This window comes from Nocardia sp. bgisy134, assembly GCF_057708325.1.
In genome coordinates, this window is record NZ_JBYIRW010000002.1 from 434,074 (window position 1) to 450,287 (window position 16,214).

General features: G+C 69.0%; 18 protein-coding genes. 15 read left to right on the forward strand and 3 right to left on the reverse strand.

Features of this window, described 5'->3' with window-relative positions; all coding sequences use genetic code 11:
- Positions 1-1,627 precede the first annotated feature (1,627 nt).
- The 8 genes from infA to truA all read left to right on the forward strand — a co-directional run bounded on the left by infA (position 1,628) and on the right by truA (position 6,721).
- Positions 1,628-1,849 carry a translation initiation factor IF-1 gene (infA, locus tag AC3ERS_RS05505; protein WP_003418601.1) on the forward strand — a complete coding sequence of 74 codons (222 nt, stop codon included), beginning with the start codon at positions 1,628-1,630 and terminating at the stop codon, positions 1,847-1,849.
- Between the two features lie 338 nt (positions 1,850-2,187).
- Positions 2,188-2,301 (forward strand): 50S ribosomal protein L36, encoded by a 114-nt coding sequence (rpmJ, locus tag AC3ERS_RS05510; protein ID WP_011207363.1) that lies wholly within the window; start codon positions 2,188-2,190, stop codon positions 2,299-2,301.
- 205 nt (positions 2,302-2,506) lie between these two features.
- Positions 2,507-2,878, forward strand: a complete 372-nt coding sequence (gene rpsM, locus AC3ERS_RS05515; protein ID WP_039795645.1) for a 30S ribosomal protein S13 — start codon at positions 2,507-2,509, stop codon at positions 2,876-2,878.
- Between the two features lie 9 nt (positions 2,879-2,887).
- The gene (gene rpsK, locus AC3ERS_RS05520; protein ID WP_011207365.1) at positions 2,888-3,301 is read left to right on the forward strand and encodes a 30S ribosomal protein S11; all 414 of its coding nucleotides are present in this window, start codon (positions 2,888-2,890) and stop codon (positions 3,299-3,301) included.
- A gap of 22 nt (positions 3,302-3,323) precedes the next feature.
- A complete protein-coding gene (gene rpsD, locus AC3ERS_RS05525) occupies positions 3,324-3,929 on the forward strand; it encodes a 30S ribosomal protein S4 (protein ID WP_067785061.1) in 606 nt (201 codons plus the stop codon).
- A gap of 107 nt (positions 3,930-4,036) precedes the next feature.
- Complete coding sequence (locus AC3ERS_RS05530) at positions 4,037-5,095, forward strand: DNA-directed RNA polymerase subunit alpha (protein WP_067785162.1); 1,059 nt, start codon at positions 4,037-4,039, stop codon at positions 5,093-5,095.
- Between the two features lie 49 nt (positions 5,096-5,144).
- Positions 5,145-5,672: a 50S ribosomal protein L17 gene (gene rplQ, locus AC3ERS_RS05535; protein WP_431964125.1), complete on the forward strand. Its 528-nt coding sequence runs from the start codon at positions 5,145-5,147 to the stop codon at positions 5,670-5,672.
- Between the two features lie 146 nt (positions 5,673-5,818).
- Entirely contained in the window at positions 5,819-6,721 is a 903-nt protein-coding gene (truA, locus tag AC3ERS_RS05540) for a tRNA pseudouridine(38-40) synthase TruA (RefSeq protein ID WP_431964127.1), read from the forward strand.
- Between the two features lie 52 nt (positions 6,722-6,773).
- Here the strand turns inward: truA and AC3ERS_RS05545 are convergent, their stop codons facing one another.
- Complete coding sequence (locus AC3ERS_RS05545; protein WP_431964531.1) at positions 6,774-7,217, reverse strand: Hsp20/alpha crystallin family protein; 444 nt, start codon at positions 7,215-7,217, stop codon at positions 6,774-6,776.
- Between the two features lie 163 nt (positions 7,218-7,380).
- Between AC3ERS_RS05545 and AC3ERS_RS05550 the strand changes: the two genes are divergently transcribed.
- The 5 genes from AC3ERS_RS05550 (at position 7,381) to AC3ERS_RS05570 (ending at position 12,801) form a co-directional block, all read left to right on the forward strand.
- Positions 7,381-8,208: an LLM class F420-dependent oxidoreductase gene (locus tag AC3ERS_RS05550; RefSeq protein ID WP_431964129.1), complete on the forward strand. Its 828-nt coding sequence runs from the start codon at positions 7,381-7,383 to the stop codon at positions 8,206-8,208.
- 131 nt (positions 8,209-8,339) lie between these two features.
- Positions 8,340-9,713, forward strand: a complete 1,374-nt coding sequence (locus tag AC3ERS_RS05555; RefSeq protein WP_431964131.1) for an MFS transporter — start codon at positions 8,340-8,342, stop codon at positions 9,711-9,713.
- A gap of 46 nt (positions 9,714-9,759) precedes the next feature.
- A complete protein-coding gene (locus AC3ERS_RS05560; RefSeq protein WP_431964533.1) occupies positions 9,760-10,419 on the forward strand; it encodes a response regulator transcription factor in 660 nt (219 codons plus the stop codon).
- A 19-nt stretch (positions 10,420-10,438) separates the two neighbouring features.
- Entirely contained in the window at positions 10,439-11,872 is a 1,434-nt protein-coding gene (locus AC3ERS_RS05565) for a sensor histidine kinase (protein ID WP_431964133.1), read from the forward strand.
- Positions 11,869-12,801 (forward strand): TAXI family TRAP transporter solute-binding subunit, encoded by a 933-nt coding sequence (locus AC3ERS_RS05570; RefSeq protein ID WP_431964135.1) that lies wholly within the window; start codon positions 11,869-11,871, stop codon positions 12,799-12,801. The genes AC3ERS_RS05565 and AC3ERS_RS05570 overlap by 4 nt, the downstream gene beginning before the upstream one ends.
- Positions 12,802-12,808: 7 nt before the next feature.
- Here the strand turns inward: AC3ERS_RS05570 and AC3ERS_RS05575 are convergent, their stop codons facing one another.
- On the reverse strand, positions 12,809-13,144 hold the full coding sequence (locus AC3ERS_RS05575) for a metal-sensitive transcriptional regulator (RefSeq protein WP_068057015.1): 336 nt from the start codon (positions 13,142-13,144) through the stop codon (positions 12,809-12,811).
- 79 nt (positions 13,145-13,223) lie between these two features.
- On the reverse strand, positions 13,224-14,165 hold the full coding sequence (locus AC3ERS_RS05580) for an EamA family transporter (RefSeq protein WP_431964137.1): 942 nt from the start codon (positions 14,163-14,165) through the stop codon (positions 13,224-13,226).
- Between the two features lie 131 nt (positions 14,166-14,296).
- Between AC3ERS_RS05580 and AC3ERS_RS05585 the strand changes: the two genes are divergently transcribed.
- On the forward strand, positions 14,297-15,106 hold the full coding sequence (locus AC3ERS_RS05585) for an S-methyl-5'-thioadenosine phosphorylase (RefSeq protein WP_431964139.1): 810 nt from the start codon (positions 14,297-14,299) through the stop codon (positions 15,104-15,106).
- Positions 15,107-15,178: 72 nt separating this feature from the next.
- A complete protein-coding gene (locus AC3ERS_RS05590; protein ID WP_431964141.1) occupies positions 15,179-16,210 on the forward strand; it encodes an NAD-dependent epimerase/dehydratase family protein in 1,032 nt (343 codons plus the stop codon).
- Positions 16,211-16,214: the final 4 nt, after the last annotated feature.

A 16,214-nucleotide genomic window follows, 5' to 3' on the forward strand; every position in this document is an offset into this window, starting at 1 on the left:
GTTCTCGGCCGCCCCGCCGGTGACGCTGTGCCCGGCCTGCGGATCGCCGGTCGTTCGGGTGGAGCTGTCCTCGGCGGCCGGAGACGGCCGGACGTGGCTCGGCGGTGGCGGCAGGTCGGGAAGCCTGCGCTCGTAGCGCGTGGTCGCCTCGTCCGACGGAGGCGGCTCGGGGGCGGTCGGTGTGGGGGTGCGCTGACCGAGCGGTTGGAAGCCCTCGGAGGGCTGGCTCGGCTGCCGGGTGGGCAGGCTCGACTGCCCACCCTGTCCTCGCGGTGCCGACGACCTCGGGTCCTCGGGGTGCGGTTGCCCGGCCCATGCCTCGCCCGGTCGCTGCGCGACCTGGCTCGAACCGTCGACCGGCGGCTGATCTGGGCCGCCGATCGGCTGCTGCGGCTGGTGTCCCGGCCCACCCATCGGCTGCTGGTATCCGGGCACGCCGGTCTGCTGGTAGGGCGGTTGTCCTTGGCCGCCGTGCTGTTGCGGCGCTCGACCCGGCCCGCCGAACTGCTCCGGCGCGCCACTCCACTGCGGCCCGCCGTCGCCGATCGGCTGCTGCGGCGTATACCCGGCGCCGCCGGTCTGCTGCTCCGGTCGGCTCGGTCCGCCGATCTGCTCGGGCCGTGCCTGACCGGGACCGCCGATCGGCTGTCCTGGTCCGCCGAACTGCTGCTGTGGGGTCTGGCCGGGACCGCCGCTCGTCTGCGGGGGCTGGCCGTGGGCGTCGAACCGGGGCGGGACCGGGTGATCCGGCGCGCCTATCGGCTGCTGCCGAACCGGCCCCTCGGTCTGCTGCTGCCAGGAATCGTTGCGATCGGCTTGGCCGCGCGCGGCTTGCCGCGGCGAATCATCGGGCCTGCCCGCCTCCGTGTCGGGGCCGGACGACCAACCGGACTGCGGCTGCCCCCAGGAGTCGGCGGGCGGCTCGGGGCGGCGCTGCTCTTCGGCCGGGGGCGCGCTGGGCTGCTCCTCGACCGGCTCGTCCTTGTCGCGGCCGAGCCACCTGCGCTTCTTGTCCTTGCGGCCGGAGCCCTGATTCGCGTCGTTCCGACCATCGGGCGCCTGGGGCTTGCGGCGTCGTTTGCGGTCGGGCGCGTCGTCGATGAGCTCTTCGTGCGGGAGATTCTGTACCGGTGCTTCGTAACCGCCGGTGACCTCGCTGTCGGACAGCCATGGCGGCAGCATCGGGAGGTCGTTGTTACGACTCACCGCATCGCCTCGCTGTCCCACGGCTCCGTCGTGCGCTCGGTTTTCGTGGTGCCCGAGATGGCTCGCCCGCTACCCTCGCGCTCGGCCCTGTCGTGGCCGAGGGGCGCAGTGCCGACGGCTGGCCCGGTACGCTGGCTCACGGCATCCCCCTAAGTCTGCTCGACCGTTTCCTGGACTCGGTCAGTTTACGTGACCGGCCCCACCCGCCGTGGCGCAGGGAGCGGCCGCCCTGCGACTTCCTGGCGGGGCGTTTTTGCCGGATCGGATGCCTCCCGGTAAGCTGGAACGGCGGTGCACCTATGCGCCGCCTGTTTGCATGCCGCCGGTTCGGTTACGCCGTCCGGTACATACAAGCAGACACCAGGCAATCACACCAGGTTCGATCGGCGAAGTCGCTCGATGAACCGGGATCGCGGAGGACATGGCGAAGAAGGACGGGGCCATCGAGGTCGAGGGTCGAGTTGTCGAGCCGCTGCCCAATGCGATGTTCCGTATCGAGCTCGAGAACGGGCACAAGGTTCTCGCGCACATCAGCGGAAAGATGCGGCAGCACTACATTCGCATCCTTCCCGAGGACCGGGTGGTCGTCGAGCTCTCGCCCTACGACCTGTCCCGCGGCCGGATCGTTTACCGCTACAAGTGAATCGAGTCGGCGAACGCTGCTCACGGTGAGCGTTCGCCTAGGTCGATTCACTTGGTGTTTTGTGGGGGTGCAACCCCCACACCCCGCCCGGCGGGCTTCGCCCCCGGACTCCCGAACGGGCGGGTTGGCTTAGGCGCGGACCAACCGTTCGCGCGGGTCGGGCATCTCCGGACCGCCGGATGGGCGGGCTGGTTCGACCCGGACCAAGGCTTTTACCCCAGGTCCCTCCCGGAGGGACGGCCGTTCGCGAGGACGGCACAACAAAAGACTTCCCCAGCCGCCAGGCTGGGGAAAAACTGTGTTCACACCTCTGTGGACCACAACGAGATTGGACGGACGTGAAGGTTCAGCCGAGCGTCAAGAAGATCTGCGAGAAGTGCAAGGTGATCCGCCGCCACGGCCGGGTCATGGTGATCTGCGACAACCTGCGCCACAAGCAGCGCCAGGGCTGATCAAGGGCTCACCGCCAAGCACCGAACGCGGTTCGGATTGGCACAACGAAGAACTCCCAGCTCCAGCCGCACGCTGTGGAAATTCGGGCTTTCGAGAGAAGGCCCGGGGCGTGCGAGCCAACCACCGGTACGGAGGCCGGTGCCCCACACAAGACGGGGGAACGGACAGGGAGCAGACCTCCGCAACGATTAAGGAAACTGCCACATGGCACGTCTCATGGGCGTCGACCTCCCGCGCGAAAAGCGCATGGAGATCGCGCTGACCTACATTTTCGGCATCGGCCGTACCCGCTCCAAGGAGATCCTCGAGGCCACCGGCGTCAGCCCGGACCTGCGTTCGAAGGATCTCAGCGACGACGACCTGACCAAGCTCCGCGACTACATCGAGGCCTCGGAGTTCAAGGTCGAGGGTGACCTGCGCCGTGAGGTGCAGGCCGACATCCGCCGCAAGATCGAGATCGGCTGCTACCAGGGCCTGCGCCACCGCCGTGGCCTGCCCGTGCGTGGCCAGCGGACCAAGACCAACGCGCGCACCCGCAAGGGCCCGAAGCGCACCGTCGCAGGCAAGAAGAAGTAAGGGATACGGATGCCTCCTAAGAGCAGGGCCTCCGGCCCCAAGAAGACCCAGAAGTCGCGCCGCAGGGACAAGAAGAACGTCCCGCACGGCAACGCGCACATCAAGAGCACGTTCAACAACACGATCGTGTCCATCACCGACCCGAACGGCAACGTCATCTCCTGGGCGTCGTCGGGTCACGTCGGCTTCAAGGGTTCGCGTAAGTCGACCCCGTTCGCCGCGCAGCTCGCCGCCGAGAACGCGGCCCGCAAGGCACAGGAGCACGGCGTCAAGAAGGTCGACGTGTTCGTCAAGGGCCCCGGTTCGGGCCGTGAGACCGCGATCCGCTCGCTGCAGGCCGCAGGCCTCGAGGTGGGCACGATCTCCGATGTCACCCCGCAGCCGCACAACGGCTGCCGTCCGCCCAAGCGGCGTCGCGTCTAGCGGGAAAGGAAGGTAGAGCGAAATGGCCCGTTACACCGGACCCATCACCCGCAAGTCGCGTCGTCTGCGCGTCGACCTCGTCGGCGGCGATCAGGCGTTCGAGCGTCGCCCGTACCCGCCCGGCCAGCACGGCCGTGCGCGGATCAAGGAGAGCGAGTACCTGCTCCAGCTGCAGGAGAAGCAGAAGGCTCGCTTCTCCTACGGCGTCATGGAGAAGCAGTTCCGCCGGTACTACGAAGAGGCCAACCGCCTCAAGGGCAAGACCGGTGACAACCTGCTTCGTCTGCTCGAGACCCGTCTCGACAACGTCGTGTACCGCGCCGGTCTGGCGCGCACCCGTCGCCAGGCTCGTCAGCTGGTCAGCCACGGCCACTTCCTGGTCAACGGCGTCAAGGTCGACGTGCCCAGCTACAAGGTGAGCCAGTACGACATCATCGATGTCAAGGAGAAGTCGCTGCCGACCCTGCCTTTCCAGGTCGCGCGCGAAACCCTCGGCGATCGCCCGGTTCCGGGCTGGCTGCAGGTGATCCCTGGCCGTCTGCGGATCCTGGTCCACCAGGAGCCGGAGCGCGCCCAGATCGATGTGCCGCTGCAGGAACAGCTGATCGTCGAGTACTACTCGAAGTAATCAGCGAATGCCGCTGGTGCTCGGTCGTTCGGTTCGCCGGATGGTCGAGCACAACCCCTTAAAACGAGGCGTCAAATAGCGGGCGCCCTAAAAGGAGGATGATCCTCATGCTGATTTCCCAGCGTCCGACCCTGACCGAAGAGGTCGTCGCCGAGAACCGCTCGAAGTTCACCATCGAACCCCTCGAGCCGGGCTTCGGTTACACCCTCGGCAACTCGCTGCGGCGTACCCTGCTGTCCTCGATCCCGGGGGCCGCGGTCACGAGCATCCGCATCGACGGCGTTCTGCACGAGTTCACCACCGTTCCCGGCGTGAAGGAAGATGTCACCGACATCATCCTGAACCTCAAGGGTCTGGTCGTGTCCTCGGAGGAGGACGAGCCGGTGACGATGTACGTGCGCAAGCAGGGACCCGGCACCGTCACCGCCGGTGACATCGTGCCGCCCGCCGGCGTCGTCGTGCACAACCCGGACATGCACATCGCCACCCTGAACGACAAGGGCAAGCTCGAGATCGAGCTCGTCGTCGAGCGCGGTCGCGGTTACGTCCCGGCGGTGCAGAACAAGGCGTCCGGTGCGGAAATCGGCCGGATCCCGGTGGATTCGATCTACTCCCCGGTGCTCAAGGTGACCTACAAGGTCGAGGCCACCCGTGTCGAGCAGCGCACCGACTTCGACCGGCTCATCCTGGACGTGGAGACCAAGAACTCCATCAGCGCGCGGGACGCGCTCGCCTCGGCGGGCAAGACCCTGGTCGAGCTGTTCGGCCTCGCTCGCGAGCTGAACGTCGAAGCCGAAGGCATCGAGATCGGCCCCTCGCCGGCCGAGGCGGATCACATCGCCTCGTTCGGTCTGCCGATCGAGGACCTGGACCTCACCGTCCGGTCCTACAACTGCCTCAAGCGCGAGGGTGTGCACACGGTGGGCGAGCTTGTCGCCCGCACCGAGTCGGATCTGCTGGACATCCGCAACTTCGGCCAGAAGTCCATCGACGAGGTGAAGGTCAAGCTGCACGCGCTCGGCCTCTCGCTGAAGGACAGCCCGGCGTCGTTCGACCCGTCCTCCGTGGTGGGTTACGACGCGAGCACCGGCACGTGGAGCGACAGCGGCACGTTCAGTGACACCGATGGCGGCGAGCAGGACTACGCCGAGACCGAACAGCTCTAGGCCGCTGGGGTAGGCGCCCCGGCCCGGCCGCATACAAGGAGAATCAACAATGCCTAAGCCCAAGAAGGGTGCCCGCTTCGGCGGGTCGGCGTCGCACCAGAAGGCGATCTTCGCCAATCTGGCCACGGCGCTCTTCGAGCACGGCCGGATCACCACCACCGAGGCCAAGGCCAAGGCCGTGCGTCCCTACGCGGAGAAGCTCATCACCAAGGCGAAGGGCGGCACCCTTGCCGACCGTCGCGAGGTGCTGAAGGTGATCCGCAACAAGGACGTCGTCCACTCGCTCTTCGCGGAGATCGGGCCTTCGTTCGATGGTCGCGAGGGTGGCTACACCCGCATCACCAAGACGCTGCCGCGTAAGGGTGACAACGCGCCGATGGCGATCATCGAGCTGGTCCGGGAGAAGACCGTGACCAACGAGGCCGATCGCGCCCGTCGCGTCGCCGCCTCCAAGAAGGCCGAGGAACAGGCTCCCGAGGTCGTCGAGGAGAAGGCCGACGAGGCTGTCGCCGAGGCCGAGGCTCCGGTTGCCGAGGAGCAGGCCGACGAGTCCGCCGAGGACAAGAAGGACGCCTGACCTGGGTCGGGTTTCTCGAATGAGCCCGCCGCCCCTGTGGGTGGCGGGCTCATTCGCGTCGATCGGCCGAACCTGTCTGCGGCCCGTCGTGACTCCGTGGGCTGGTTTGCGTTCGACGAGAAGTTGTTGTGACAGTGGAGGATTCGATGGAATCGGCTAGCGCACAGACCGACTCTGCTGCCCCGGCGGCGTCTCCAGTGTCCCCGACGGCGGCGACCGAGCTCCGGGATGCGGTGCGGGCGCGCCTCGACATCTCCTACGACGGAACGGACTTCATCGGCTGGGCCCGCCAGCCGGGGCTACGGACCGTGCAGGGCGTGCTGGAGGAGTCGCTGAGCAAGGTATTCCGCGAGCCGATCCAGCTGACCGTCGCGGGCCGCACCGACGCCGGGGTGCACGCGGAGGGGCAGGTCGCGCACTTCGACACCACCGCCGAGTTCGACGGTGACAAGCTCGTCCACCGCATGGCTCGCTTCCTTCCGAAAGACGTGCGTATCAAGGCGGCTCGGAGCGCGCCGCCGGAATTCGACGCGCGCTTCTCGGCGATTCGCCGCCACTACGTCTACCGGCTCACCACCGCGCCGTACGGCGCGGAGCCGCTGAGCGCCCGGAGCGTGGTGCCGTGCCGCCCGGGCGTCGATCTGGAGGCGATGCGCGCGGCGTCCCGAAGCCTGTTGGGGTTGCACGATTTCGCGGCGTTCTGCCGTCGCAGGGAGGGCGCGACGACGGTCCGCGAATTGCAGCGCTTCGACTGGGAGCGGGAGGGGGACCTGCTCACCGCGTTCGTCAGCGCCGACGCGTTCTGCTGGTCGATGGTGCGCAGCCTGGTCGGCGGGGTGCTCGCCGTTGGCGAGGGCAGGCGCACCGTGGAATGGATCGCCGGACTGCTGGAGGAGACCGAGCGTGCGAGCGCGGTGACCGTCGCTCCGGCCCACGGCCTGAGCCTGGTCGCGGTCGACTATCCCGCCGACGCGGACCTGGCGGCGCGCAATGCCGAGACCAGGGAGATGCGCGTCGTGCCGACCCGAGGGTGCTGCGGCGGAGAGTGAATAGGGGACCGGTACCGCGGCCGGTCTCAGCGAACCGCGGTACCGGAGTGGTTCAGTCGCCGGTGCTCGCTTCGATGGTCTTGGGCTGTGAGTGGCCGGAGATCTCGATGCGGCGCGGCTTGGCCCTTTCGGCGACGGGGATGGTCACCGAGAGGACACCGTTGTTGTAGGTGGCGCTGATCTTGTCGGCGTCGACGTTGTCACCGAGGGACAGCTGGCGCATGTAGGTTCCCGCGAAGCGTTCCGAGGCGATCCACTGGACGCCTTCGTCGCTAGGCAGGCTGCGCTGGGCGCGCAGGGTGAGGGTGCCGTTGTCGACACTCACATCCACCGAGCCGGGATCGACGCCGGGCAGATCGGCATTGAGCACATAGTGGTCGCCCGCCTTGAACAGATCCATCGGCATGAATCGCGGTGCGCGTGCCGTTCCGACGTTCTCGCCGAGCAGCTGGCGAGCGACAGTGTCGATGTCATGGAATGGATCGAATCGCAGCACAGCAATCACCTCCATCTCAGTACGTCGGCGACCGCCACGGCGGCGACCGCCGGGAGCTGTGCACCCTCCAAGTTAGCACTCTCATGTCCTGAGTGCTAATGCCCAGGGGGCCTCGCTCCGCGGCGCGGAATAGGAACGGGGACAGCGGAGGTTCGTTTCCCACATGACAATCGACGGTCTCGGACGATTCGGTGTATGGCGCGGCTACCAGGGGGTGACTCCGGAGGAGGCGCACGAGCTGGAGGAGCTCGGCTACGGAACGGTATGGCTCGGCAGCTCCCCGCCCGCGGAGCTGCCCGTCGTGGAATCGCTGCTCGCCGCGACGGATTCGCTCACGGTGGCCACCAGCATCGTGAACATCTGGGCGGCCCCGGCGAAGATCGTGGCCGATTCGTTCCACCGCATCGAGGAGCGCTTCCCAGGCCGCTTCCTGCTCGGCGTCGGCGCCGGGCATCCGGAATTCAACGGTCCCTACCGCAAGCCCTACGACGCGCTGGTCGAGTACCTCGACGAGCTGGACGCGGCCGGAGTGCCGAAGCAGCGGCGGGCCCTCGCCGCGCTCGGCCCGCGGGTGCTGGAGCTGGCGCGCGATCGGACCGCGGGCGCGCTGCCGTACTTGGTGACCCCCGAGCACACCCGGCGCGCCCGTGTGGTGCTCGGCGCGGACGCGCTACTGGCCACCGAGCAGAAGTTCGTCATCGACGAAAACCCGGAGCGGGCGCGCGAAGTCGGACGCACGATCGTGCCCATGTACCTCGGGCTCGGCAACTACGTCGCAAATCTGCGCAGGCTCGGTTTCGACGACGCCGATGTCACCACGCCCGGTAGCGACCGGCTGATCGACCAGCTGGCGGTGCACGGCAGCGCGGAGCAGGTGGCCGTGCAGCTCAGGGCCCACCTCGAGGCGGGCGCCGACCACGTCGCCCTGCAGGCGCTCGGGTCCGACTACCTCGGCCCGCTGCGCGCTCTGGCCCCCTTGTTGCGCTCCTGACCTGCGCGAGCGTGCGGTGGCCATCGTACTAAGAGACAGTTAGGAAACCCGCCGCACGCTTCCGAATCCCTTGTGACTGCCGACACACTCTCTTCCAGTTGACGCGAAGAAGCGTCGAAGGAGGAGATTCGGTGACTACGACACAGTCCGGTGGCGAACGCCGCGTCGTCGCGAACGTGCTGCGCGGATCGATCGGCAACCTGGTCGAGTGGTACGACTGGTACGTGTACGCGGCGTTCAGCGTGTACTTCGCGAAAGCGTTCTTCCCCGAAGGGGATTCGACCGCTCAGCTGCTGTCCACCGCGGCCGTGTTCGCGGTCGGGTTCCTGATGCGCCCGCTGGGCGGCTGGGCGCTCGGCCGTTACGCGGACCGGTTCGGCAGGCGCGCCGCGCTGACGCTGTCGGTGACCGTGATGGCGGCCGGTTCGCTGCTCATCGCGATTACGCCGGGCTACCAGAGCATCGGCATCGCCGCCCCGGTGCTGTTGCTGCTCGCGCGACTGCTGCAGGGTCTCTCCGTCGGCGGTGAGTACGCCACCAGCGCGACGTATCTGTCCGAGGTCGCTTCGGCGGGCCGTCGTGGGTTCTACTCGAGCTTCCAGTACGTGACCCTGGTCGCCGGTCAGCTCACCGCGCTCGGCGTGCAGATCGTGTTGCTGCAGGTGCTCACCTCCGCGCAGATGCACTCCTGGGGTTGGCGAATCCCGTTCGTGATCGGCGCGGGCGGCGCGATCGTCGTCATGCTGCTGCGCCGCGGGATGGACGAGTCCGCGTCCTTCGAGGCGGAGGCCTCCGGCTCGAAGGAGCCCAGCGGTTCCTCGCGCGGTTCGCTGCGGGTCCTGCTGAAGTACCCGAGGGAGTGCCTGCTCGTTGTCGGTCTGACGCTCGGCGGCACGGTGGCGTTCTACACCTACACCACCTATATGCAGAAGTTCATGATCAACACCTCCGGCATCTCCAAGGGCACGGTGGCCTGGATCAACTTCGTCGCGCTGCTGGTGTTCGTGGTGATCCAGCCGCTGGCGGGCGGGCTGTCCGACAAGATCGGGCGGCGCAAGCTGCTGATCTTCTTCGGCGTGAGCGGCACCTTGCTGACCGTGCCGCTCATGACCGTGCTCGCGCACACCTCGAACCCGGTCGCCGCCTGGGGCCTGATGATGGTCGCCCTGCTGATCATCACCGGCTACACCTCGATCAACGCCATCGTGAAGGCGGAGCTCTTCCCGACCAAGATCCGGGCGCTCGGCGTCGGCCTGCCTTACGCACTGACGGTCGCGATCTTCGGCGGCACCGCGGAGATGATCGCGCTCGCACTGAAGAAGGCGGGCATGGAGTCGGTGTACTTCTACTACGTGGCGGGCTGCATCGCGGTTTCGCTGGTGACCTACTACTTCATGCGGGAGACCTCGGCGGAGTCCACCATCGACGCCGACGACAAGGCGCGGGCCGACGCGGTGAGCGCCGGAAGCGATGACGAACGCCCCATGGCCGCCGTGCGTGGCTGAGCGACTCGTGACCGCGCCGATCCAGCCCATGTGGCAGGATCGGCGCGTGCGGCTTGCGGTGGTCGAAGATGACGACGGTGTGGGCGACGCGCTCGTCGAGGCGCTCAATGCCCGCGGTTATTCCGCCGAGCGCAAGCGTCGTGGCAGCGAGCTGCTGCTCGACCACCGCGGCTACGACGCCGTCATCCTCGATCTCGGTCTGCCCGACGGCGACGGCCTGCAGGTGTTGCGGCAGCTGCGCGAGGTGAGTTCGGTGCCGGTGCTGATCCTGACGGCGCGCAGCGACGAACGCTCCATCGTGCGTGGATTGCGTGGCGGCGCGGACGATTATCTGGTGAAGCCGCCGCGGATCGCGGAGCTGATGGCGCGGCTGGAAACCGTGATGCGCCGGGCGGCCGCGGTCGCGCATTCGGAGCGCACCGAGGTGATCACCGGCGATGTGCGCGTCGATCTGGCGGCTCGGGTCGTCGAGGTCGGCGGGGTGCCGGTCGCGTTGACGCAGAAGGAATTCGAGCTGGTCGAGGCGCTCGTGGAACGGCCGGGTGCGGCGGTGAGCCGCCAGCAGCTGATGGACCGGATCTGGGGCGACGCGTTCATCGCGGTCTCGCGTTCGCTGGACGTGCACATGACCGGTCTGCGCGCCAAGCTCAACCGGCCGGGGCTGATCACCACGATCCGCGGCTACGGGTACCGGTGGGGGCAGTGAGCGGGGAGGGCCAAATGTCATGCGGCGCAGACTTCTTGCCGCGCTGACGGTGTTCGCGGCGATCGCCGTCCTCGCGTTCGCGGTGCCGCTCTCGCTGACCTATGCCACCAGCAGGACCCAGGAGTTGGTGCTCGGCCGCTCCGGCGACGCGGATCGGTTCGCCACTCTCGCCGACGCTTTGGCGGTGGAGGGCAACTACGCCGCGCTGGCCGAGGAGGTCGCGCGCTACCACGAGTTGTACGGCGAGAACGTGCTTGTGGTCGACGCGCGCGGGGCGACCGCGGTCAACGCGGGCGTCACCATCATCGATCCGGCCGTTGTCGCCGCGGTTGCCGACGCGCGGCGCAATCAGCGACCGCATCCGATCGACCGGCTCATGCCGTGGAGCGATCCGATGATGCTCGTCGCGCGACCGGTCGGGACCGGGGTGCAGGTCAACGGGGCCGTCGTCATCGAGGCGTCCACCGCGCAGGCGCGCCGCGACATCACCCGCGCGTGGCTGATCATCGGCGTCGGCGGGGTGGGGGCCATGGTGCTCTTCACGATGCTCGCGTTGACGCTGAGCCGCTGGGTGCTGCGTCCGCTCGCGGCCCTCTCCCGGGCCGTCGCCGAGTTGACCGCGACGCTGCCGAAGGCGCGGTCCGCGCCGCAGGCCGCCGACGACGCACCGCCTGCGTCGATCGCCCGCCACTACGGCGGTCCGCCCGAAATGCGCGCTGTCGCGGAATCTTTCGATACCATGGCGCTGGCGGTGGCGGACTCGACGGAGGCGCAGCGCCAGTTGGTCGCCGACACCGCGCACGCGATGCGCAATCCGTTGGCCGCCCTGACCATCCGGCTGGATTCGCTGGAGTACGCGATTCCGCAGAACGCCGCGGACACCTTCCGCGGGGCGAGCGCGGAGGTGGAGCGGCTCACCACATTGCTCGACGGTCTGCTCACCCTCGCGGTCGCGGAGACGCCGGACGCGTTCGCGCCCGCGGCGGTTACGGCCGAACAGCGTTGCGACGCGGGCCAAGTCGTCGCCGACCGCATCGACGCCTGGCATTCCGCGTTCGCCGCCTCCGGGCAGTCGCTGCGCGCCGAGCAACCGGGGCGGCCTGCCGAGGTCGCCGTGACCGCGGATGTGCTCGCGCAGATTCTCGATGTGCCGCTGAGCAATTCGAACCGTTACGCCGGATCCGGCGCGGACACCGTGGTGTCCGTCGGGATCGAGCCGGAATGGGTCACGGTGACGGTGCGCGACGACGGCCGCGGCGTCCCCTCCGACGAGATCCGCAAGCTCACCACCCGGTTCTTCCGCGGTTCCTCCGCGCAGGCAGGCGGTTCCGGCCTCGGCCTGCCGATCGCCGCGGCTCTCGCCCAGGCGCGCGGCGGTACGCTCTCGGTCTCCGCGGTGGCACCGCACGGACTCGCGATCTCCGTCCGTCTTCCCGTGGCGGTGGTGTCGTGACGGGTCGGCTGAACCGGCGAAAGTTCCTGGCGCTCGCGGCCATCGGCGCCGCGGGCGTCGGCGCTTCCGGCGTCATGGGGTGCGGGAGCGGGAACGATCCGGTGGTCCGGTTGGCTTCGGGTGAGGTGGGCGGTTTCTATCACGCGTTCGCGCGCCTGCTCGCGTCGGCGGCCGCCGACGCGGGGACGGTGCGGATCGAGCCGATCACCACCTCCGGATCACAGGACAATCTCGCCATGCTGGCCAGGGGTGAGGCGGAAGCCGGTCTGGCGCTGGCGGATTCGAGCAGGGGCGCGCCGGGCGGCGTGCTCGCGCTCGGGCGGGTCTACGAGAACTATCTCCAGCTCGCCGTGCGGGCGGACAGCGATGTCCGCCGGGTGGTCGAATTGCGCGGCAAGCGAGTGAATCTGGGCGCCCAGGGTTCCGGCGCGGCGCTGACGGGGGAGCGGATCCTGCTCGCCGCGGGGCTGGATCCGGCGACCGATGTCATCGTGGAGCATCGCCCGCTGCGCGACGCCGCGGCGGCCCTTCGCTCCGGTGCGGTCGACGCGCTGCTGTGGGCGGGCGGCGTGCCGACCGCGGCGCTGGAGGTGCCGCTGCGGATGCGCCTGGTGGATCTCGATGAGCTGGCCGCCCCGCTGCGCCAGCGCTACGGGCACATCTACGACCGCGTCGAGATCCCGGGCGATGCCTATCCGGGAGCCTCCGCGATCCAGACCGTGGGCGTGGCGAACCTGCTGCTCGCGGCGCCCGCCCTGGCGGACGAGGCCGCCGCCGCGATCGTCGATCTACTGGTCGGGCGCCCGAACCTGCTGGTCCCGGCGGAGGCCGCGGGCACCCAATTCCTGGACGCGCGTTCGTTGATCGGCACGGGCCCGATCCCGCTTCATCCCGGCGCGGCCGCGGCCTATCGGCTGCGCCACGGGTGAACGTCGATCAGGAACGCACCAAGCGGGCGATCGCGTCGGTCGCTTCCTTGATCTTGGCCTCGGCCTCGGGGCCGCCCGCGACGGCCGCGTCCACCACGCAGTGACTGATGTGGTCCTCCAGCAGGCCCATCGCCACGGCCTGTAGCGCTTTCGTCATCGCGGAGACCTGGGTGAGGATATCGATGCAGTACTTCTCTTCTTCGACCATCCGCTGCAACCCGCGGGCCTGCCCCTCGATGCGGCGCAGGCGCTTGAGGTAGTCGTCCTTGGCGGTGATGTAGCCGTGTGCCGAGTGGTCGTGGCCCGGCTGGTCCTGGGTGGTCTTCGTGTCCGGGGTGGTCACCGACTGTCTCCTTGCTGCCTGCCGGAAGAATCGATCATCGATTAATACCCCCCTAGGGTACATTTGTTCCGGCGTGTTGTCAGGTCCGCGCGCGGCCCGGCGCGGGCTGCGTCCGCCGTGTCGCGCGCTGATCGGCACCGTACCTGGCCAGCGCGATTCCGCCTATTACGAGCATCGCGCCGAACAACTGGACCGGCGCCACCGCCTCGCCGAGCAGCAGCCAGGAGAGCGCGACCGCGAACAGCACCTCGCTCAACAGGATCAGCGACATGAGCGTCGCCCCGATGCGCGCCGCGCCCGCCACGCCGCAGAGGTAGGCCACCACGGTACTGAGCAGGATCAGCAATGCCAGGGCCACCCAGGCCGGGAGGCGGCGCTCGGCCATGACGGCGGTGGCGCTGCCGATGTGGATCGGCAGCACGGTGAGCGCGCCGAGCGCCCAGCTGGTCGCCGCGGCCACGGTCAGGCCGGTGCCGAGCAGCACCACCGGGCGCAGGCTGTCCGAGGTGCGCGCGGAGAGCAGGAAGAACGCGGCGTTGCACAGCATGGACAGCGCGGCCCAGCCCAAGCCGGCCGGGCTCAGCCCGCCCGCGTCGAAGACATCGATCACCAGCGCGGCGCCGGCGAGCGCCACGATCGCGCCGAGCAGGGTGGCGTCGGACGGCCTGCGTCCGCGCACTGCCCAATCCCAGCCGATCACCGCGATCGGCGCGAGGAACTGGATCATCAGCGATACCCCCACCTGGAGGTATTCCAGCGACAGGAAGAACGTCGCCTGCACACCCGCCAGCGCGATCACGCCGAACGCGCCGATGGTGCGCAGATGACGCACGCTGCCACGCAGGCCATCGGGTTCGGCGAGCGCGGCAAGCGCCAGCATGACCGCCGCCGCCCCGGTCAGCCGCACGGCCAGCACCGCCCCGGGCGACCACTCCGCGGCGAGCACGGATTTCGCGAGCGGTCCGGAACTGGCGAACGCCAAACCGCTTGCCACGGTCAGCCAAACGCCCGCGCTCGACACAGCCACCTCCAGCTAGAAACGATGAATCGTCCCATCATTGCCCACGCACCCGAGTGGTGTCGCTCACGCATCGGTTCGCCGGACCGGTACCGGTTGCGCGGGAGCAGCGGGTGGGCGGAAGAATCGAGCCCATGAGTTCGCTTCCCCGGCCCGCCCTCGCCGTCATCGGCGGCAGTGGTTTCTACGACTTCTTCGACAACGACGCCACCCAGGTCGAAGTCGACACCCCGTACGGCAAGCCCAGTGCCCCGATCGCGGTGGGCGAGGTCGAGGGACGGCCGGTGGCCTTCGTGCCCCGGCACGGCAAGCGGCACGAATACGCCCCGCACACGCTGCCGTACCAGGCCAACATGTGGGCGCTGCGCGCGCTCGGCGTGCGCCGGATCCTGGCGCCGTGCGCGGTGGGCAGCCTGCGCGCCGACTGGGGACCGGGCACCGTCGCAGTGCCGGACCAGCTGGTCGATCGCACCTCGGGTCGTCCGCAGACCTACTTCGACGGCGGCGGCGTGCACGTCTCCTTCGCCGACCCGTACTGCGAGGAACTGCGCGTCGCGGTGACGAAGTCCGAGGTGGAAGCCCTGCCGCTGAAAGCAGGCGGCACCATGGTCGTGGTGCAGGGCCCGCGCTTCTCCACCCGCGCCGAGAGCCGCTGGTTCGCCGGTCAGGGCTGGGACCTGGTGAACATGACCGGTCACCCGGAGGCCGTGCTCGCCCGTGAGCTGGAGATGTGCTACGCCGCGGTCGCTCTGGTGACCGACCTGGACGCGGGTCTGGAAGAGGGCGACGGTGTGCACGCCATCGACGTCTTCGCCGAGTTCAAGCGCAACCTGGCCCCGTTCAAGGAGCTCATCCGGGCCTCGGTGGCGGCGATCGGCGAAACCGACACGTGCGATCGGTGCCGTGTCCATACCGGCGTGTCGCTGCCTTTCGCACTACCGTAACCGTATGGGACGGTGCGACGTTCGTGCCGCCATCGGCTCGGAGTCGGCCGGGGGCGGCGGGGTGTGGTTGCGATGAAAGTACTGCTCACCGGAGCTGCCGGATTCCTCGGATCACATGTGCGCGGCGCGCTGACGGCCGCCGGGCACGAGGTGATCGCACTCGATCTGATGCACGGCGACGTGCACGGGCCCGACGCCGAGCCACCCGAGGGCGTCGCCAGGGTGGACGTCAGAGACGCCGACGGGCTCGCGCCGCTGCTGCGCGGCGCGGAGGTGGTCTGTCACCTGGCGGCCGTCACCGCGCCGAACGGGGAATCGGATTCCGGCATCGCCGCGTTCGCCGCGCACAACGACCACGGCACGGCGGTCCTGCTCGCCGCCATGAGCCAGGCGGGCGTCCGGCGACTGGTGCTGGCGTCCTCCATCTCCGTGTACGGCGAAGGCCGCTATCGCAGCGTGCGCGGCGGGCCGTTCTTCCCCGGCCTGCGCTCGCGCGCCGATTTGGATCGCGGCATGTTCGACCACCGCGCGCCGCGCACCGGCGAGGTGCTCACCTGGGAGGCCGTCGGCGAGGATGCGCCACTGCGCCCGCGCGGCTTCTATGCCGCGAGCAAGGCGGCGCAAGAGCAGTACGCGCTGGCCTGGGGTCTGAGCACCGGGGCGGCGGTGACCGTGTTGCGCTACCACAACGTGTACGGCGAGGGCGCGCGCTCGGGTCTGGCCACCCGGTTTCGCGAGGAGCTGCTCGCGGGTCAGGCGCCGCGGGTGTTCGAGGACGGCGGGCAGGTGCGGGATTTCCTGCACGTCCGCGATGCCGCCGCCGCGACCCGTGCCGCGATCGAACGACAGCTGTCCGGTTTCGTGCCGCTCAACATCGCCTCCGGCCACCCGATCACGCTGTGGGAGGTGGCGTCGATCATGGCCAAGGCCCGCGGCGGGACGTCGCCGATCGTGACCGGTCAATACCGGATCGGCGACGTGCGGCATTTCGTCGCCGATCCCGAACGGGCCAGGCGTGCACTGGATTTCAGCGCATCCGTGGTTCCGGTCGACGGGCTCGCCGAATTCGCGAGGAGCGCCGCGGAAGTCGCCGCAGCGGGCTGACGTG